Annotated in this window: 17 protein-coding genes and 1 other RNA gene; 14 read left to right on the top strand and 4 right to left on the bottom strand. The window is 50.9% G+C overall.

What is annotated here, in order from left to right:
- The first annotated feature begins 57 nt into the window (after positions 1 to 57).
- The 11 genes from KGA96_RS17090 to KGA96_RS17040 all read left to right on the top strand — a co-directional run bounded on the left by KGA96_RS17090 (position 58) and on the right by KGA96_RS17040 (position 13,632).
- Positions 58 to 333 (top strand): hypothetical protein, encoded by a 276-nt coding sequence (locus KGA96_RS17090; RefSeq protein WP_223513816.1) that lies wholly within the window; start codon positions 58 to 60, stop codon positions 331 to 333.
- 331 nt (positions 334 to 664) lie between these two features.
- Positions 665 to 943 carry a hypothetical protein gene (locus KGA96_RS17085; RefSeq protein WP_223513813.1) on the top strand — a complete coding sequence of 93 codons (279 nt, stop codon included), beginning with the start codon at positions 665 to 667 and terminating at the stop codon, positions 941 to 943.
- A 94-nt stretch (positions 944 to 1,037) separates the two neighbouring features.
- Positions 1,038 to 1,434, top strand: a transfer-messenger RNA (tmRNA) gene (gene ssrA / locus KGA96_RS17080).
- Positions 1,435 to 1,621: 187 nt separating this feature from the next.
- Positions 1,622 to 2,878 (top strand): integrase domain-containing protein, encoded by a 1,257-nt coding sequence (locus KGA96_RS17075; RefSeq protein ID WP_122209578.1) that lies wholly within the window; start codon positions 1,622 to 1,624, stop codon positions 2,876 to 2,878.
- A 950-nt stretch (positions 2,879 to 3,828) separates the two neighbouring features.
- The gene (locus tag KGA96_RS17070; protein ID WP_223513811.1) at positions 3,829 to 4,809 is read left to right on the top strand and encodes an integrase domain-containing protein; all 981 of its coding nucleotides are present in this window, start codon (positions 3,829 to 3,831) and stop codon (positions 4,807 to 4,809) included.
- Positions 4,806 to 5,081: a hypothetical protein gene (locus KGA96_RS17065; RefSeq protein ID WP_223513808.1), complete on the top strand. Its 276-nt coding sequence runs from the start codon at positions 4,806 to 4,808 to the stop codon at positions 5,079 to 5,081. The genes KGA96_RS17070 and KGA96_RS17065 overlap by 4 nt, the downstream gene beginning before the upstream one ends.
- Before the next feature lie 168 nt (positions 5,082 to 5,249).
- Entirely contained in the window at positions 5,250 to 6,911 is a 1,662-nt protein-coding gene (locus KGA96_RS17060) for a reverse transcriptase domain-containing protein (protein ID WP_223513804.1), read from the top strand.
- Positions 6,912 to 7,372: 461 nt separating this feature from the next.
- Positions 7,373 to 8,131: a hypothetical protein gene (locus KGA96_RS17055; RefSeq protein WP_090210929.1), complete on the top strand. Its 759-nt coding sequence runs from the start codon at positions 7,373 to 7,375 to the stop codon at positions 8,129 to 8,131.
- A 1-nt stretch (position 8,132) separates the two neighbouring features.
- Complete coding sequence (locus KGA96_RS17050; protein ID WP_223513801.1) at positions 8,133 to 10,601, top strand: DEAD/DEAH box helicase; 2,469 nt, start codon at positions 8,133 to 8,135, stop codon at positions 10,599 to 10,601.
- A 754-nt stretch (positions 10,602 to 11,355) separates the two neighbouring features.
- Positions 11,356 to 11,739, top strand: coding sequence for a nucleotide pyrophosphohydrolase (locus tag KGA96_RS17045; protein WP_090204797.1), 384 nt, complete (start codon positions 11,356 to 11,358; stop codon positions 11,737 to 11,739).
- A gap of 24 nt (positions 11,740 to 11,763) precedes the next feature.
- Entirely contained in the window at positions 11,764 to 13,632 is a 1,869-nt protein-coding gene (locus KGA96_RS17040) for a DNA/RNA helicase domain-containing protein (RefSeq protein ID WP_223513798.1), read from the top strand.
- 376 nt (positions 13,633 to 14,008) lie between these two features.
- On the opposite strand, the gene KGA96_RS17035 is transcribed toward KGA96_RS17040, so the two are convergent.
- Positions 14,009 to 14,272, bottom strand: coding sequence for a hypothetical protein (locus KGA96_RS17035; RefSeq protein ID WP_223513795.1), 264 nt, complete (start codon positions 14,270 to 14,272; stop codon positions 14,009 to 14,011).
- Positions 14,273 to 14,554: 282 nt separating this feature from the next.
- Here KGA96_RS17035 and KGA96_RS17030 point away from each other — a divergent pair, with 282 nt between their 5' ends.
- From KGA96_RS17030 to KGA96_RS17020, 3 genes are all read left to right on the top strand, one after another.
- Positions 14,555 to 15,016 (top strand): isochorismatase family protein, encoded by a 462-nt coding sequence (locus tag KGA96_RS17030; protein ID WP_223513793.1) that lies wholly within the window; start codon positions 14,555 to 14,557, stop codon positions 15,014 to 15,016.
- 332 nt (positions 15,017 to 15,348) lie between these two features.
- Positions 15,349 to 15,711 carry a DUF6124 family protein gene (locus tag KGA96_RS17025; protein WP_223513791.1) on the top strand — a complete coding sequence of 121 codons (363 nt, stop codon included), beginning with the start codon at positions 15,349 to 15,351 and terminating at the stop codon, positions 15,709 to 15,711.
- Position 15,712: 1 nt separating this feature from the next.
- A complete protein-coding gene (locus tag KGA96_RS17020; protein WP_056728170.1) occupies positions 15,713 to 15,961 on the top strand; it encodes a hypothetical protein in 249 nt (82 codons plus the stop codon).
- 59 nt (positions 15,962 to 16,020) lie between these two features.
- Here KGA96_RS17020 and KGA96_RS17015 read toward each other — a convergent pair whose 3' ends face one another.
- The 3 genes from KGA96_RS17015 to KGA96_RS17005 are packed head-to-tail and all read right to left on the bottom strand — an operon-like array spanning position 16,021 to position 18,436.
- Entirely contained in the window at positions 16,021 to 17,220 is a 1,200-nt protein-coding gene (locus tag KGA96_RS17015) for a type II toxin-antitoxin system HipA family toxin (protein WP_223513789.1), read from the bottom strand.
- Positions 17,217 to 17,468 carry a helix-turn-helix domain-containing protein gene (locus KGA96_RS17010; protein ID WP_223513787.1) on the bottom strand — a complete coding sequence of 84 codons (252 nt, stop codon included), beginning with the start codon at positions 17,466 to 17,468 and terminating at the stop codon, positions 17,217 to 17,219. Before KGA96_RS17010 ends, KGA96_RS17015 begins: the two co-directional genes overlap by 4 nt.
- 47 nt (positions 17,469 to 17,515) lie before the next feature.
- Positions 17,516 to 18,436, bottom strand: a complete 921-nt coding sequence (locus KGA96_RS17005) for a YeeE/YedE thiosulfate transporter family protein (RefSeq protein ID WP_223513785.1) — start codon at positions 18,434 to 18,436, stop codon at positions 17,516 to 17,518.
- Between the last annotated feature and the right edge of the window lie 84 nt (positions 18,437 to 18,520).

Genomic DNA, 18,520 nt, shown 5'->3' with positions numbered 1-18,520 from the left:
TCGGTAGACCGATTTGATGGCCAGCAATGTCTGGCCCTTCAGTTCAAGGAGAAACACATGAATCGTTCTGTGCTTTTAGGTTTGTTCGTTGCTGCTTCCATGATGGCTTCCACTTCGTTTGCAGCCGAAAAAGACCAATGCGCGGTCAACCTGCAAACCATCGAAAACGGCAAGGCACAGATTCCCGGGGAAATGCTTGACCAGGTGGAGGCCTCCGTCAAGAAAGCCAAAGCCGACCAGGCAAAAGGCACCAAGGCAGGTATTAATGATTGCATCGCCGAAACCAACCAAACCATTATGGACGTCACGAACGCGCACAAAGGCGGGAAGTAACTCAGTTCAAGGCCAACCTTCGGGTTGGCCTTGCGGGCCACGTTGGCGTACATCGACAACGGAGTACTGGCGGCCGGGAGTTCAAAGCCCGGCTACGCCCGCTACGAAGCAAACCAAAACCCGCCAGTTGCGGGTTTTGTTGCATCTGGTCTCTGGAAATGTGTCCCCCCCATCTCTGGAAAAGCTCGACACATTTTCTGAAAAAACCGAATTCTTGCGTTGAATCGTAGTCTTTGAGGTAGGCCCCATCAGATCGTGGCTGATTTTTCGGGCTCGGCATGACCGTCCGCTCATACGGCATCACCGAGACCATCAGCTCAAGGAGATACCCATGAAACGCACCACACTCGCTGGCCTGTTCATTGCTGCCGCCATGCTGGCCTCTCCTGTATTTGCTGCGGACAACAACCTTTGTACGAGCAAGCTACAAGAGCTCAAAGGCAAAGTGAATGCGCTACCGGCAAACGCCACAAACACCTCAATGGAGATCAAAAGGCTGATGTCCAGCGCCGAAGCCTCACAAGCCTCCGGAGACGACAGAAAATGCGTCACCGAGGCCACCCAGGCATTGGCACTCGCTGACAGACAGAGCACCCAACCAAACCCATAATCTGTGGTGGTCAACCTTCGGGTTGGCCTTCCTGGGCGTGATGACGTACACTGTATAGGCCTGCTGCTCACTTGATTCACAGAGCATCAGGCTCGGGGCCGTTTAGGATTCGACGCCGGTTGCGAAACTTTAGGTGCATGCCGAGTTGGTAACAGAACTCGTAAATCCACTGTTGCAACTACTTATAGTTGCCAATGACGATAACTACGGCCAGGAATTCGCTCTCGCTGCGTAAGCAGCCTTAGCCCTGAGCTTCTGGTACCTTCGGGTCCAGCAATCACCAGGGGATGTCTGTAAACCCAAAGTGATTGTCATATAGAACAGAATCGCCGTGCAGTACGTTGTGGACGAAGCGGCTAAAACTTACACAACTCGCCCAAAGCACCCTGCCCGTCGGGTCGCTGAGGGTTAACTTAATAGACACGGCTACGCATGTAGTACCGACAGCGGAGTACTGGCGGACGGGGGTTCAAATCCCCCCGGCTCCACCAAATGATCAAAAAAAGACGTCCAAGGGCGTCTTTTTTTGTGCCTGCGACCCAGTAAATACGCGGCCTCCAGCGCTTTTACGGTCTTTTGAGAGTTTTTGAGTTCCAGCCGTTTGGGTATTCCATACGGTATTCCAGCTCACCCGATGCTAATCTTTGGAATACCGAATCAGTGCCTGAGGAGAATCTCATGCCTGCTCAAAACCTCCGTCTCTCCGATCGACAGCTCAAGGGAGTCAAACCCGCGTCCAAGGATTACGTCCTCACTGACGGTGACGGTTTGCAGCTCCGAGTACGCAGCAACGGCTCGTTGCTGTGGAATTTCAACTACCGCGACCCGGTGACCAAGAAGCGCATCAACATCGGCTTCGGGACCTATCCCGAACTGTCGCTGGCGAACGCACGTAAGCTGGCAGTCGATGCGCGCGAGCTGCTTGCCCAAGGCATCGATCCGAAGGTGCGGCGCAATACGCTGAATGAAGCCAAGCGCGCAGAAACGGAACACACCTTCGAGAACGTGGCCACCGCCTGGTTCGAGCTCAAGAAAGACTCGGTCACTCCTGCTTACGCCGAGGACATCTGGCGGTCGCTCACGCTGCACGTGCTCCCCGATTTGAAGACGACCCCACTCGCGAAAATCACCGCGCCGATGGTGATCGGACTGCTTCGCCCAATCGAAGCGAAAGGCAGCCTGGAGACGGTCAAGCGTCTCAGCCAGCGGTTAAACGAGATCATGACCTACGGCGTCAACTCCGGCCTGGTCTTCGCCAACCCACTCACCGGCATCAGGGCAGTATTCAAGAAGCCCAAGAAAGAGAACATGGCCGCGCTTCCACCCGAAGAACTTCCCGAGCTCATGCTGGAGATCGCGAACGCCAGTATCAAACGTACGACCCGCTGCCTGATCGAATGGCAGTTACACACGATGACTCGCCCCGCAGAGGCGGCGACCACTCGCTGGGCAGACATCGACTTTGAAAGGCGTGTATGGACTATCCCTCCTGAGCGGATGAAGAAGCGCCGCCCGCATAGCATCCCGTTGAGCGATCACGCTGTCGCACTGTTGGAGTCACTGAAGACTCACAGCGGCCATCGCGAATACGTCTTCCCAGCAGACAGAAATCCGCGCACCCACGCCAATAGCCAAACCGCCAACATGGCGTTGAAACGCATGGGCTTCCAGGATCGGTTGGTCAGCCACGGCATGCGCTCGATGGCCAGCACCATCTTGAATGAGCATGGCTGGGACCCGGAACTCATTGAGGTCGCCCTGGCGCACGTCGACAAGGATGAGGTACGCAGTGCCTACAACCGAGCCGACTACATCGAGCGACGGCGGCCGATGATGGCCTGGTGGAGTGAGTACATCCAGAAAGCCGCCACCGGCAGCCTGCTCGCTTCAGCGTACGGCCAAGTCAGAGACAAGAACGTGGTGCCGATTCGCTAGCGCTGTGCAGGCGCAAGAATTGCGGCAACAACTGAACGTTCAAGATTCGGGGCAAGCAGCCTCGCTTATCCGCTTCTCAGCGCGGGTCCATCCAAACAGGGCTGCAAAGCCGCCCTGTTTGGATGGACCTTACTTTGAAGAGCTAAAAGCGACCACGTTGTCCAGGATTTACCACGGAACTCCACCGGTGGATAACCGTTCTTCAAGCCCTAAATGGCGCTGAATTTCAAACCTTGACCGGGTTTATCCACAGGCGTAAAACTGGCCGTGCAAACGCTGTCGATGACAGCAACCCAGGTGGCCCGAACCTTGAAGGTCACGCCGTTCTCGCGGTGGTTCTCCCCCCAAATGGCGATTCGCGTCCGGCAGCTCGCCCGGTCACCTCCCCGGTGATGGATGCCTACTTCAGATCATGGCCCTCGTGCGCCAGACGACACTTCCTACTTCGCTGCCCTGCAGCAACCTATCCGCTTGGCCAAATCTTGCGCCAACCTGCGCCCGTCTCTTTCTACTGGAAAGAGACGGGCGCTTCTAACACTGCTGCAGCCCTCATCGCACTTGGCTTTGCGGCAACTCCCTTCGTGACAATCGGCGTGACAAACGCCGATGTCACCAGCAACAGCGCTGCAGATGATGGTGCCGCAGACCAGGGAATGGACTGCACCTGACTGACAGTCAGGCATGCCCCGGTCATCGCAATGCTGCGTTCACCCGGCTCAGGATCTTCAGGCGCTGGTCTCGTCAGCCAGTGCTGCCTCCACCCGCCCACCGGTAACGGTGCTCAGGAGGCCAGATCATGAGATGCCCTTGCTCCCGGTCGTAAGGAGCCGCCAGTCCCGCGTAGAGGACATCCCCACAGGTCGCAGGGGCCTTGATCCCTGATAACACTCAGCATTCTTGGCGGGATGACGTGGGGCGAGGGTCGGAGAACAGGCGATGAGGTGATAGATATGGCATTGGTAGGTAAACGCGATGGCCGCAATTTCGGTTACGGCAGGCAATTGAGCTACGCAGGGCCGCAGGCTCTGAAAGACATGTTCGGCGGTGGCCACTACGGCACGGTCAAGGCGCACTGTGATCGGTGGCAAGCATTCGTGAAGTGGTGTCGTTCTGAGGAGGGGCCCGGTATCAATGATGCGCGGCACATCGATCGGAAGGTGTTGGCCGACTATGCAGTGTATCTGCGCGAGGTAGTTAGCCGCGGTGATCTCGCCGTCAGCACCGCACAAAACCGACTATCCAGCGTTAACAGGACTATGGCGGCGCTTCGTGGTGATCAGTGCGTGAAGTTGCCAAGCCCGAGCAAGGCGCTGGCTATGCAGCGCACCGGGGTTCGACAGTCGGTGCCGCAGGGCCAAGACCGCGAACAGGTTAAGCAAATCGTCGATGCGCTTTGCAGCCTTGACCAGAGACGGGTCGCAGCGATCGTCTTGTTGGCGCGAGCCACCGGCATGCGCTTGCGTGAGGCCATCTTGGCCGACCTGCCGCGGCTTATCCGTGAGTGCGAGCAACACGGGAAGATCAACATCCAGGACGGCACCAAAGGAGGCCGCTCTGGTGCGTCGGCGCCACGCTGGATTACGGTAGATGATCGTATCCGTGACGCCCTGAAGTTTTCCGAGCTGTTCTCGCCCAAGGGTAGCCGCAACCTGCTTGCAGCGAGCGAAAGTTACTCCGACTTCTTGCAGGGAGTCGTCCGGCCCGTACGAGACATCCTCCGTACGCAGTACCTCAAAGGCTTCCATGAATTGAGGGCGGCCTATGCCTGCGAACGCTACGAACAAATTACCCATCATCCCGCGCCGGTGAACGGCGGTATGTGCTATCGAATAAATCGACAGCTCGATCAAGAAGCCCGAAAGCAAGTTAGCTATGAGTTGGGGCATGGCCGTGTTGAGGTGGTAGCGGCGTACATCGGGGGAAGAACATGACCAGGCCCTTTGATATGGAGCTGTTCTTGTCGGGTGTTTTGACGGGATCATGCGCTACGCGCCAACGCCATCTGCGTCAGGCGAAGGTGATCCAATCCGCAATCGCTGAGCGATGGCAATGCGACAATCCGTGGGCTTGGCAGAGGAAACACCTTGCCTGGTTTCTCAATCATCACCTGAAGCAGCGCAGTGGCGCGACACGCTATTACTACTTACTGACCGCACGGTTGCTCATTTCTAGACTGGGAAAATTATGGTTGCTCACCCACTGAGCCGAGGGTCGGAACACGGCTAGAAGCGGCCCCCCGTCAACGGAAGAACTCTGTCAGCACCGGTGCGTTGAGGAGTCTACAAAACGTAGGTGATCTACCCGCCACAACATGATGGCATGTTGACTCTTATCTCAAACTAATGCCAGAATCGACGCATGCCTCTTGGGGGTGAGCGGGTGCCCTAAAGCTCTGGATTTAGCTATCAGAGAGATGTGCAGCAGAAGTAGAGAAAGCCTCGAAACTGCTGGATTTAGCGATTTATTTTTGCGTGGTTGCATCCGTGGGAAAAAGCTCAGCATTCGTGTTGGGCTTTTTTTTGATCTAGAGGGACCTATGATATTAGAAAAGCAACTCCTCAAATTTATCCAAGCTGAGGCGGAAAAGCTAAGTGATCGTCATCACGCTTACCACAACTCGGTTGACTTAGAATATGAGCGTAGATCTAGAAGATTGTTGGACCCAGGAGAAAAACTTGTCACCTTGCCACCACAATGGAGCGTGGATAAAAAATTCAACCCGTTTTACGTAAATAAAAATCGCAAGAAAATCGCGCACTCAATATCGCGAAAAATACTTTTGGGTACCTACATCCCAAATCCGCCTACACATATGAACGTTCGCAAGCCATCTGGCGGGTATCGCACAGTATCAATTTATCAAATTCCAGATGCTGCGGTATCAGCTTTATTTTATCACCAATTACTGAAGAAGAATAAACATAGGTTAAGCTCGTTTGCTTACGCTTATAGAGATGACCGTAATGCCCACTTTGCAATTCAAGACATATCACTTGAACTAGGTCAAGCTCCTAGGATATTTGTTGCAGAGTTCGACTTTTCAAAGTTTTTCGATAACATTCGTCACGACTATCTATTTCAGCAGTTTGACCAAAACGGATTTTCAATCAGCGAAAGCGAACGAAAAGTAATAAGGGCTTTTTTAGGGACATCCGGCAAAGGCATACCACAGGGCACGTCAATATCCTTATTCTTAGCGAATCTAGTCTGCTGGCAGCTTGACAAGAAGCTTGAGCTCGCGGGATTAAGATTCGCTCGATATGCAGACGACACGATTATTTGGGCAAATGATTACCAAAAAATCAACGTAGCCTATGAGATTGTTTATAAGTTTTCGGCTGAGACTGGCGTCGCGATAAACTTGGAAAAATCTGAGGGCATAAGTTTGTTGTGCCCTAAAGATCATAAAAGCGAATTTGCACAATGTAAAGATTCTGTAGACTTCTTAGGATACAAACTATCCAAAGAGAAAATATCAATAAAAGACAAATCCGTAGCACATATCAAAAAAGAAATAAGCTATATATTGTACAAGCACCTAATCCAACCGCTTAAGCCTTCCACCCTTAGATCCGTGAGCATCCCCGCAAATAACAAAGACACTGATCTGTTACGAGCAATCTCCGAAATAAGAAGATTTCTTTACGGAGATTTGACTGATGAAATGATATCTAACTATATCAATGGCGCCAGCAATCGAATTTTCTTTAAAGGTACAATGAGCTTCTATCCGCTCCTCAATGACGAATCACAACTACGCCAGCTCGATACATGGCTGGTATTAGCAGTTTTCAAATCTATTAAGCTCCGCAAAAGCCTTCTTTCTAAACACGGTTATAATAGAAGCCATTCAAGCCCGTTCAACATACGCAAAAAAGATATCGCGTCCACATTGCGCAAACAGAAAGTAGACGGAAAGAAAAAACTACAACTTCCAAGCTTCTTTTTCATATATCAAGCATTGAAAAAAGGGTTATCTGATATGGGCGTTGAAGGCGTCATGAATCCAAAGTCAAACATGTATAATTATTAAATTTACTCTATAGTTTAGAATATCTATAGAAGAGATAGTTTTACGCTGTTGCAACCATTGGTACAGCATGAGCGCCCGAGTTAAATCTCAACGAGGCCGCAGCGACGTCTCAGCACTACGCAACTCTATCGTACCATCAGTTGAAATTTCGGTAGATTGTGGGTGGATAAGGATTTCTAAAAGGTTGAAAAATGGACTTGCCCCCTATCATCCCCCAAACAGTGGGTAAGCCAAGCCGGACGTTGCCGGTTGCCCGGCTCAATCCGCTAGCCCAAGACTATCACGACAAATATTCGACGCGGCGGCTCGCCCGAAAGCTGGTCCGGCGCACCTATCGCTACCTGCACTACCTCACTATCGATACGTCTGGCAGCACCAAGCAAATCCACCAATTTAGTGGAGAGATCTGGGGCATGGCAGCGTTACCTTTATTACATAGCTAGCAAACCTGGGCTAAAAAAATGCTTCCAGTTGAAATAAAGCTAATATCCCCAACGCACGAACTACATGTCTTTAACATAGAGTCCTTAGACACCAAGATAACCAAATGCCTTGATGATTTCTTGGTATCAATATGTGAAGGAAGCTCCGATAGTGAATTAGATTTAGTTAAACTAAGACTTAGGAAATTTCTTGAAGATAAAGATGAAAAAACTCGTATGGGAGCAGCCGCAGAGCTTTTTGCGCACTTATATTTAAGAACAGCCGGATACAAACAGGAATTTCTATTCTTCAATCTAGAAGAAGGCTCAATAAAAAAAGGGTTTGATGGCTTTTTCTCTAAGGACGCGGAAACCTATCTACTCGAAAGCAAATCCGGTTCCATTTCTAGTAAAAAAATCAGTCACAAAGACAAGCTAAAACATGCCTATTCCGATTTAGAAAAGTACGTTTCCGGGAAAAGCGAGAAAGGTAAAAATAATCCATGGAAGAATGCCTACAATCATGCTTCCCACATAGATGTAGGGACGGAAAAATCAATTAGAAAGAAAATAAAACTTCTTCAGGACATGTTCGACAAAGGCACCTTTAGTAAGATAACAGAATTCAACATTATTACTTACTCAACTATTTTTTTAAATGGGTCATGGGATTCAACAGCGAGCTCTGAAATTTTAACTGATAATAGCTTCGTACTGGGATTTAACGGAAAAACGATCAAAGCTATGTGCTTGACAAAATCGAGCTTAGATAGCTTTATCAAATACCTGGAGAAGTAAAATGGCAATTAGCCTGACTTGGCTCAAGAACAACAAATTATTCTCAGAAGTCATGAAAAAGACATCTCTAAATATTCAGCTTGATGATAGAGAGCTCGAGTTTATCCTAAGCTGTGCAATTATATTTTTTAACGAATACAGTGGCGACAAAAGAAAATCAACCTACTTTGAAATTGCATACTACATAACCTTGAAGTGCGCAATAAACAACAATTATTATCAGCCACTATTAGACGCAAGCTCGAACTTCGGGATCTATCCGATAGCGCAATACATATCAAAAAACAAATTAACGGAAAACTTAACCAGCACAAATTTCACCTTAGAGTACCAGCTAGAGAAATTCCTGAACAATGATATAACCGAAACCTACGAGCAGAAAAAATATCGGGAGCACATAATTGACAGCAATAGCAAGGAAAACTGTTACATTGCACCAACCTCATTTGGGAAAAGCACATTAATTGTTGACATAATAAAATCAAGGAATCCCAAGACAACCGCAATCATCGTCCCAACAAAGTCACTTCTAATTCAAACTTACAAACTAATCAAAGCAAATTTCCCGCTTCGCCACATTATATTCCATGATGAAATGTATGATGGCGCAGGGGATTTTATTTCCATATTTACTCAAGAACGCGCCCTTAGACTTTTAAAAAATACCAGTATATCTTTTGACCTGCTGGTGATTGATGAGGCCCACAACCTCTTCGAAATGGACGCAAGAAGCATTCTGCTGACAAGGCTAATACGTAGGAATAGGCTCCGAAACCCGGAATCGATAAACTACTACCTGTCGCCACTGATCTCTGAAACTGAAAACCTCAAAACGTATGAAAGCCAGAAAATTTTCGAGAGGCGCATTGCAAGCAATATCAAAGAACCGGACATATATGAATTAAAAACAAATGGAGAGCAACACGCTTACAACAGATTCATGAACGAATTTTATCACTTAGAAAACGAGTCGAATTTCGTTAATTACATAATCAAGAATAAAAAAGAAAAAAACTTCCTATACCTCAGAGCACCCAAAAAAGTTGAAGAGCTTTCCATGCTTGTAAGCCAGAAGCTGGCTTATATGGAATCAATAGCGCTCAACGACCTATCTCAAACAATTTCGAACAACGTTCACACCGATTTCTATTGTGTGGACCACATAAAAAAGGGATTGATCTATTTGCATGGAAAGCTCCCGGACTTAATAAAAGAATACTTGGAGCACAAATTTTCGCAAACCAAAGAACTTAAGTACATGGTCGCGAACTCAGTGATTCTTGAGGGAGTCAACCTACCGATCGACAACCTTTACATTCTTAATACTTACGACCTAGATGGAAAATCACTAACCAACCTGATTGGCAGGGTAAATAGGCTTAACGAAGTTTTCGACGACAGCAGAAAATCTCTTGAAAGGCTTCTTCCACCTATACACTTTGTAAACTCAGACGAGTTTAACCGGAAAGGTGGAAAAATGGAAAACAAAATAAGACTTCTGAAAAACGGTACATTTAAAGACAAGATAGAAAACCCGCTACTGCTGAATTTCGACCTAGAACGCATAACTAAGGATTTGGAGATAGCACGCGAGAGCACCGATCAAGAAAGCTTAGATGATCTAGAGCAAAAAATTAGCAAACTGGAATATCTTCGGAGCAAAGAGGATTTCCTGATATACAGTGATGGAGTCGAGTCTAGCAAGGTAAAGCATACTCTGATGGAGTCAGGAATTTCATCCGTATATTATAATCCTGAGTCAGTCTTTGGATTACTTGAAGGGCGTCTCGACACAATTTTTTCAAGCGAGGAGTGGGTCACATCTGACGTAATCGATAAGGTGCATTTGTTTTTTATCAAGACTCTTGAGAATCAGATTTCAGACGCTGCGTTTCTTCGCCTTCAGCACCCAAAAGCCAGGGACTTCTACAAATTATTCACGAGAAATCTACACCGTTTGAACCTTAAGGACCACTTGTCAGAAACGGTGGGGTATTTTCAGAGCATTAAATTTACTGATAGTGGAAAAGAGTTTTTCATTGGAAGTTCCTATGGAGAGATAGCCAAAAATAGGGTCGATGGCGTGCACGGAAACAATGTATATATAGATCTATCAAAAAAAACAGACAAAGAACTGGTAAACTTGGCACTTGTGAAAATCAAGATAGAAAGTGACTTTGTTTCTTATAGTTTAAATGAATACGTGAAAGCCCTGTATGACTTACGCCTACTTACTGAAAATGACTACAACCTGCATATTTACGGGACCACAAAAAAAATGAATGCCGAATTTGTCAAAATGGGCATTAGCGGATCTTTGGTTAACAAACTGGAACGTGACAAGCAGACGGGGAATATTTCAATAAGTGAATTGGGCGAGGTTAAATACAATAGCGAATTTTCTAACTATGTAAAGTCGCAAGATGATCTTGTTCAGTTTGAAATAAGGAAGTACATAGACATTCAATAGGGTATTTTTTGTGACGGCAATAACCCAATGATGTCGCCCCATTTTTTCACTAGATCCTAGATCTATGACTAAGGGGCGACTAGAACACACTCTAAGATACGTAAATTATGAAAGCGCCCATACGGTTGACTATATGCGACGATAATCGCGTCTTCGCCCAGTCGATATGTCACTACGCTTAACTGAGCACTAACGTCTTTGTAAATCCCACGTTCTCCACTTGAGAACGGCGAGTCGCTAGCACTGATACTCTTGATTCTACATCGCTCTCCGCCAGACGCTTATCTTGGGCGACATCAGACATCCGCAAACTAAAACTTGCACCCTTACCAGGTGGACATCGCCCCCGCTCGAGAAACCAAAGGGCACAACTCTGTGCCACCGTACGCGCCTCCGATTCGATTCCGCCCAGCAATCTGGCAGCAGTTGGACAGCGTCAGTCCCCATTGGAAAGCGCTGCTGCTCTATCTGCAAACAAACGAACTGGGTGAAGAAAAGGACGCTGGTCGGTGGGCATGATCGTCGTCGCGGCCAACTGAGCTACGCCCGCCGACAGGCACTGGAAGATCTGTTTGTTGACGGCACACTTCGCCACGCTCAAAGCAAATAGCGAACGCTGGCAAGGAATTCGGCCGGCAGACAGCGCGTGAGAGAAACACACAAAAAACCTGCGCAAACAGCGAAAACCCTTACAATCCAAGGCCGGATTTCCTACACATTTCTTGCCCCCCACTGATATCCAAGAGATAGCCCCGTGAGTGACTCAGACAGCTCATCCGCGACACTGGTTGACGTAGTGAAGCTTGCCGCATCCCTTCAGCGTTTCGCAGATGATCGCGACTGGCAACAGTTCCACTCCCCCAAAAATCTCATCCTGGCTCTCACTGGCGAGGTAGGAGAGCTGTGCGAGATTTTCCAATGGATGAGCGATGCCGATTCGCTCTCCGCCGCAAAAAGCCCCGAAATGGGCCAAGCCGTCAAGGACGAATTGGCGGACGTACTAATGTACCTGGTTCGCCTGAGCAGCGTACTCGGCGTTGATCTCAACGAAGCGGTGACACGGAAACTCGCCTCGAACGGCCAGAAATACCCCGTGGATAAAGCCAAAAGCAGCAGCAAAAAGTACGACCGACTCTGATCAACCCGAATCTAAGGACAACCCGTGATCGTTTACGCTGCGACCAAACAGCAATTTCTAAAAGACAACGATAACGATGACATCGAGGACGTGATCCTCAGGCATTACAAGGAGGCCACCGGCAAGACCGTTGGCAGGTCGGAAATCAGGTCGTGGCAAGGATCGCTAACGTACATGGCCAAGGTCCTTAGGGATGAAGGCCTGCCGAGCGACGCGGGCCTGGCCATTGAGTTACACATTCCGCAGTCGTCGAAGCGAATCGATTTTCTGCTCACCGGTCGCGACGAAAATCAGGCAAAAAAAGCCGTCTTGATCGAATTGAAGCAATGGAGCAAGGCCAACGCCACCACCAAGGATGCCATCGTCAAAACGGCATTGGGTGGCGGCCTCGTTGAGACCATTCACCCGTCCTATCAGGTATGGTCATACGCCGCGCTGCTGGAGGGCTTCAACGAGGCGGTGTATGACAAAAGCATCGAGATCCGTCCGTGTGCCTACCTTCATAACTACGTCAGCGACGGCATCATCGACTCAGCTCACTACGAGCCCCACATCAGCAAAGCCCCACTGTTCCTGAAAGGGCCGGACGAGCTCACCAAACTCAGAAGCTTCCTGAAAAAGCATATTGCTCACGGCGACAACAAAGAGGTTCTCTACGAACTGTCCGATGGGAAAATCCGCCCGTCCAAAGCGCTAGCCGAAGCCCTTGAAGGGCTGATGACAGGCAAGCCAGAGTTCGTATTGATTGACGATCAGAAAGCAATTTTTGAGTCGGCGCTTGCGGCAGCAAGCGAAGCCTCGGACCAGGCACCAAAGGTGCTGATCATTGAAGGGGGGCCGGGCACCGGGAAAACTGTTCTGGCTATCAATTTGCTGGTGAGGCTCACAGAATTGAGGCTGTTAAGCAAATATGTCTCGAAGAATGCCGCCCCACGCAAGGTCTACGAAAGCAAACTGGTTGGCACCATCAAACGCAGCCATTTCTCGAATTTCTTTTCAGGCTCTGGGGCGTTCATCGACACTGAGCCCAACACATTCGATGCGCTTATCGTGGACGAAGCTCACCGGCTGAATGAGAAAAGCGGGCTTTATGGGAACCTTGGCGAAAACCAGATCAAGGAGCTGATTGAATCAGCGAAATGCTCAATTTTCTTCATCGATGAAGACCAACGTGTGACCCTGAGCGACATAGGCAGCAAGCAGGCGATACGCGCCTTTGCCAAAGCCAAGGGGGCTGTGGTCGAGGAATATGTGCTGTCTTCACAGTTTCGCTGCAGTGGTTCTGACGGTTACATGGCATGGCTGGATGACGTCCTTGGCATTCGCTCGACAGCAAATCCGACGCTCGACACCTCGGAGTACGAGTTCAAGGTGTTCGACTCGCCTCAGGCGCTGCATGACGCCATCGACGAGAAAAACCATGGAAACAAGGCTCGCGTAGTCGCGGGCTACTGTTGGCCTTGGTTGAGCAAGAAAGCCCCCAACGCTGCCGATATCGTCATCGGTGACTACACGCGACAATGGAACCTGGATCAGGATGGCAGCCTTTGGATCATCGCTGAGAACTCCATCGAGCAGGTTGGCTGCATTCATACCTGCCAAGGTCTGGAAGTCGACTATATCGGAGTCATTATCGGGCCAGACCTGGTCGTACGTGATGGCAACGTTGTGACATCCCCGAATGAGCGCGACAAACACGATAAATCGATTCGCGGCTGGAAAAAAATGATGAAGGAGCAACCTGCTCTGGCGAAAAAAGAAACTGACCTGATCATCAAAAATACGTACCGAACCTTGATGACTCGCGGGATGAAGGGTTGCTACCTGTACTGCACCGATAAAGAGACTGCGCAATTCTTCAAGAGCCGACTTAGTCAACACAGCAGTCACTGACGGAATCGTTTGCTAGGAGCCTCTGTACCTACGAGTGGAGCATCGTACGCGCAGGGGCCATGATCATCAGCAGTTGGTCACCAGCCATAGCTAATGTTTACACGGCCATTTGCTTGATAGATTCGATGCCTACTCATTAATGGCGTGGAGCTTAAAAAGCACCGTCCATCGGAATCCAGACCACGCAGCGTTCCAACTGGTATTCCAAGCAAGTTGACCAATAAATTATTAACCAGAAAAAACCGATAGATACCGACTTGTTTCAAATTACCCCGGCCCAACTGAGACACCAACGAAGCCCGCCCTGTGCGGGCTTTGTTGTTTCTGGCTGCATCGCAAGCCCTGCAACAGTCTGATGCAGAACCCACACCAACGATCAGTACTTGATGTCCCGGGCTGTGCGCCGGGTATCCTGCTTGGTGCTGCGCTTGTCCTGGCGACATTCCACGTTGCTCTTGTCACTGCCCTTCCTGCATACATCCTTGGTTTGCCGGGCAGTGGAGCGCCCTTCCTGCCTGGTATCGCGAGCTTCACGTCGCTGTTCACCCTGCTCGGTCGCGTAGACGGGTAGCGTCACCCACTGCACGCCAGAGGCGATGAGCAGCGTCGCCAGGGCTTTCAAGTAGTGCTTGCGAATCATGACTTTTCTCCAATTCAACATCGCCCGGTCACTTCGTTCGCTCCCCCAGGAATTCAGCGAAAACGTGAGTTACATCGTACGCCCACAACTCACAAAAGCACTTTGTGGCAGGTAAAATCTGACGATAGGGTCACATGGACAGTCGCGCAATGCCGCTATGTGCATGGTTGCAATATGGGCATTGGTAACGGCTGAACTTCGCAGCTGGCCTGCCAACGAGACCATCCAGAACATTTTGCATCCACAGTCGCCCCTATCACTGCCATCCCCTCGGAGAAGCCCATGCGCCAAGCCCTCCTGATCATCGACGTACAACCCGGCTTCGCCCCACCGCAGTGGCTGATCGACGGTATCCAGGCGCTCATCGGCACCCTGCCCAGTGTCGCCACAGTCGAGCGCCACGACGAGTCCATAACCCCCTTCGAAAAACAGCTCGGCTGGCACCCCGCGCCGGACGATGACAGCCTGATCCCGGCCGACCGCATCTTTATCAAGCACGGCTACGCGCCCACAGCGGAAACCATCGACTATCTGAGAAGCCTCAACGTCGAACGCGTGCTGGTGTGCGGCCTGCAGACCGAGACCTGCTGCCTGGCGGCGGGATTTGCGCTGTTTGATGCGGGTTTGCAACCGACGTTGATTACGGATTTGACGGTGGGGTCATCGCTGGACCGGACGGGCGGGTTGGGGGTCAGGCTTTGGGAGCATCATTTCAAGCACACGGTGAGATCAAGTGACCTGTGATCGATGCAACGACTTCACCGCGTCCTAGGACATTTCCCGCAAAACGCATCGCCTTTCATGAACTGGCGGACGCAACTTCTCGACGATAGCCTTCAGGGGTCGCTGCAAATCAGCGATCGGCTTTGACAGGCTGAAAGTGTAATCTTCACACCTCCCAAATCAGACAGCATGCATTCGCGCATGTAGTCACGATTATGGCGGCTGTGCGCGGGGCACCTTCGGGTGCACCGGGTTCTCACACTTCCGGTCTGTCAACCCGCGTATAGCTGCCACCCAATCCTGTTTGACAGCAGGGGATGGCAGCTTCTCTAAACAGTGTGAGGAATGCCATCTTGAAAAAGAACAGCCCCAATCCCCCGGGAACCCCAGCTAATTTAGCTGAAGACAAAATCGACTTATCCCAACTCTCAAAAACCACCGAACCCGCCATCAGCGCCCGCCTCCGCAACCCCAATCACCTCGACCCCATCAGCCACGTCTTCACCCTCCGCCCCAACATCGACACACCGTCCCTGCTCACCCACGCCAGCGAAACCCTCGCCTCGCTCAACGTCATGAGCACCGACCTTGCCTGCGAGCTTGAGAGTTCGCCTCGCAACATCGCCCTGGCGATCCAGCAGTTGGCCGTGCTGGCGCAATTGCTGGTGAACCGGGCACTGGACAACATCGCGCCTCTCGACGAAGTGGAGGCTTGAGATGGATCGATACATGCCGATGACCGGCATCGACTGCACCATCGCATCGCTGCTGATCGATACCGAAGCACCGCTGGATGTGCTGCATGAAACAGCCGCCTATCGCATTCGAACCGCGACGCAATTGCTGGAGAGCTTCGCGGCTGACGAGGGTGTTTACAGCGAACTGGCGCGGGTGCTGGTCACGTCCCTGCGCGATGGATGCGATTTGCTGGATGTGGTTGGGCGGCGGTTGCGGATGCAGGTTTGATCTCGGAAAAACAAAATGGGCGACTTCCCTGAAGTCGCCCATTTTCATTGATGTTCAAACTACCCAAACGTCAGGGCGAAAGGCGCTGCCGCGTGCTGTATTGCCTTCACCACATGAGGCGCCTGCTCCCGAAACTCAGGGTAGCGCTTCAGCACCAACTCAACTGCCGCAAGCAATCGATGAATACGCAACTCAGGATGTTCCACCTCACACGTCAGCGCAAATTCCAACAACCCCTGACGGGAAGCAAACAACGACTTGTTACCCACAAGGTCCAGCGCCAAAACATCTTCAGGGATATAGGCCGTCGTATTAACGATGTCGTATGCCGGCGCGAGGCGGGCGTCACGCTGGGTCGGCTCCGAATAGAGCAAGCCGAAGTTCTTCAAATGAGCATCGCCGTTCCCAACGATACAGCTCAGCGCTACGTAATCGAAAAGTTGATCAAGCGAGGTTCGTTGATTGTTTGCCGGGCAAAACAGCCGAATCGCTTTGGCAATGGCTGCATAACTTTTGCTGTACTTTTGATCGGCCGAGAGCCCCATCAGTGCGGCCATGTCCTCGAATCCAATCGGGTTAAGCTGCTCGTCCCGATCAAAGCGACGCATGACAAACAGCTTTGCATTGTCGGACAGGTAAAACTGCGGGACCAGAATGCCCGCCTCCTTGGCAATGGACATGCAAAGGAACTCATTGATGGCCAGTCCTGGAAACTCATCCCGGCCACTCTTGATTATCAAGTCAGAGGTTTTCGAGGTGGCTCGTCGCAATTCGAAATCTTGCTGCTCAGGCACCAAAACCTTCGGCTGAACACCCGATATACCTGCCCGTAAAATGTAGCGGTCAAGAAGGTCGGCGAAGATATCTTCGGCTCCATCCCACGTGAGAATTTCTTCGAGTTTTTCTCCAGGGAACTGCTGTTCACCAAGCAGGGCATCAACGGTTTCGGAATGCACCTGAATCCTGCCTATTGGCGAACTGCTGCCAGAAAGAGCAAGCAACAACATTGGATCGACGTTTACGGTTTTCGCCAGGCGATTGCGCAACTGCTCCAACATATAGCCTTCAGGAAGGTTCATCTGGAATACGGGATGCAGATCCCGCCGACGAAACTCGTCAGCCCGCACGGGCATCGACAGACTGATGGCCGTGTTGGGCAAAGCGTCTTCTTGATAGCGGAAAATATAATCATCGCCGCTGGTGAGGATTCGGCCGCTATGGCCCTCTGGCGTACTGACTTTGAGGGAGGTCATTTTCATTCGAACAACTCCCCAAGCTCTTCAAGGGTCGGCATGGCTGCCGGTATAACGGTGAGCTCGCAGTCCAAAGCGCTCAAGACTCTTGCGTAAGCGTTCATGGCAACAGTATCGGCACCCTTCTCGACAGCAATGACTTTCTGCCGCGTCAAACCGGCGAGCTCAGCAAGTCGAGCTTGTGTCAGACCGCGCCGAATACGCATTTCACGTATTTGGCCACCGAGTCGAGAGATCAGCAGGGCGTATTCCATGTTCAGTTACCATGACATTTATATTTAAATGTATCGTATACAGAACATTATTGCGAGTTTGCCTTACTCACCCGCCTCACCCCAACCCCCACCAATATCCCCAACACAATCGACACCAACGGCACCGCTCCCACCCAAGTCAGCGTCGGAAACACCAATAAAATCTGCGAGTCATTGCCGCCCAGCATCATCGACGCACCGGTCCCCATCAACACGCCTGCGAGCAAATGCCTGCCCGCTGTCATCGCTGCAAACCGCTGAAAGTTGAACGTGCGGCGATGCAAGGTGTAACAGAGCATGCCCAGCATCAGCATGGCGAACACCGCCACACGCGGGGTAGTCAATGATGTGTCGCTCGAGACCCAGAACGATTGCGAGAGATCGTAGAAAAACACGCTGGGCGTCCACAACGGTTCAAAGGCGTAGAGAGCACTGGTCAACGCCCCCAGGAGCAGGCTCGACAGCACCAGGTGTCTGTCGCCGTGAATCCGGATCAGGAACAGCAAAATCAGCAGCACGATGCCAATGACCAGCCAGTAATGACGGCTGGTGATCATCGGCATTTGCAGCGCCCGGTGTTCGGGCAGCATGTTCAGGTGATGCCACAGTACGATGCCCAGCACCCAGCCGAGGATGGTGAAGACCTTGTTGAGATTACCGCTGGCGAGCTTGGTGAGGGTGCCGACACTGCATCCGTCGTTGAGTACCGAGGCGAGGCCGAACAACAAACCGCCACCGACCAGTGACAGATAGCCAACTTCAGGGATGAACAGCGGCTGACTGACGCCAGACAAGGCGTAGAGCGGTGCGAGCAACAGACCGAACAGACCACAACTGACCAGCGACACGAACAGGGTCGGCCGACGCTTGAGCAGCAGCCCCATGGCATTGACCAGGCACATACCCATGCGCTGAGAGACCCAGCCGATGAGGAACGCCAGCAGCAGTGAAACCGGCAATGAAAACACGGGCCTCCTTGTTTCCGGGTGATGGCATCAAGTCGATGCCTGACAGACAGATTAGTCGTTGCGCAAACACTTCGGACGAACCCG

This window comes from Pseudomonas sp. GL-R-26, assembly GCF_019947365.1.
Classification (GTDB): Bacteria; Pseudomonadota; Gammaproteobacteria; order Pseudomonadales; family Pseudomonadaceae; genus Aquipseudomonas.
Note: the sequence above shows the minus strand (reverse complement) of the source record. Positions and strands in the feature narration are given on the sequence as shown.

What these genes read in the sequence shown, in the direction of transcription:
- KGA96_RS17015 (WP_223513789.1), bottom strand. Translation starts at nt 17,220, where the DNA reads ATGAAAATGACCTCCCTCAAAGTCAGTACGCCAGAGGGCCATAGCGGC.
- KGA96_RS17020 (WP_056728170.1), top strand. Translation starts at nt 15,713, where the DNA reads ATGGATCGATACATGCCGATGACCGGCATCGACTGCACCATCGCATCG.
- KGA96_RS17030 (WP_223513793.1), top strand. Translation starts at nt 14,555, where the DNA reads ATGCGCCAAGCCCTCCTGATCATCGACGTACAACCCGGCTTCGCCCCA.
- KGA96_RS17085 (WP_223513813.1), top strand. Translation starts at nt 665, where the DNA reads ATGAAACGCACCACACTCGCTGGCCTGTTCATTGCTGCCGCCATGCTG.
- KGA96_RS17055 (WP_090210929.1), top strand. Translation starts at nt 7,373, where the DNA reads ATGCTTCCAGTTGAAATAAAGCTAATATCCCCAACGCACGAACTACAT.
- KGA96_RS17050 (WP_223513801.1), top strand. Translation starts at nt 8,133, where the DNA reads ATGGCAATTAGCCTGACTTGGCTCAAGAACAACAAATTATTCTCAGAA.
- KGA96_RS17065 (WP_223513808.1), top strand. Translation starts at nt 4,806, where the DNA reads ATGACCAGGCCCTTTGATATGGAGCTGTTCTTGTCGGGTGTTTTGACG.
- KGA96_RS17035 (WP_223513795.1), bottom strand. Translation starts at nt 14,272, where the DNA reads ATGATTCGCAAGCACTACTTGAAAGCCCTGGCGACGCTGCTCATCGCC.
- KGA96_RS17010 (WP_223513787.1), bottom strand. Translation starts at nt 17,468, where the DNA reads ATGGAATACGCCCTGCTGATCTCTCGACTCGGTGGCCAAATACGTGAA.
- KGA96_RS17090 (WP_223513816.1), top strand. Translation starts at nt 58, where the DNA reads ATGAATCGTTCTGTGCTTTTAGGTTTGTTCGTTGCTGCTTCCATGATG.
- KGA96_RS17070 (WP_223513811.1), top strand. Translation starts at nt 3,829, where the DNA reads ATGGCATTGGTAGGTAAACGCGATGGCCGCAATTTCGGTTACGGCAGG.
- KGA96_RS17075 (WP_122209578.1), top strand. Translation starts at nt 1,622, where the DNA reads ATGCCTGCTCAAAACCTCCGTCTCTCCGATCGACAGCTCAAGGGAGTC.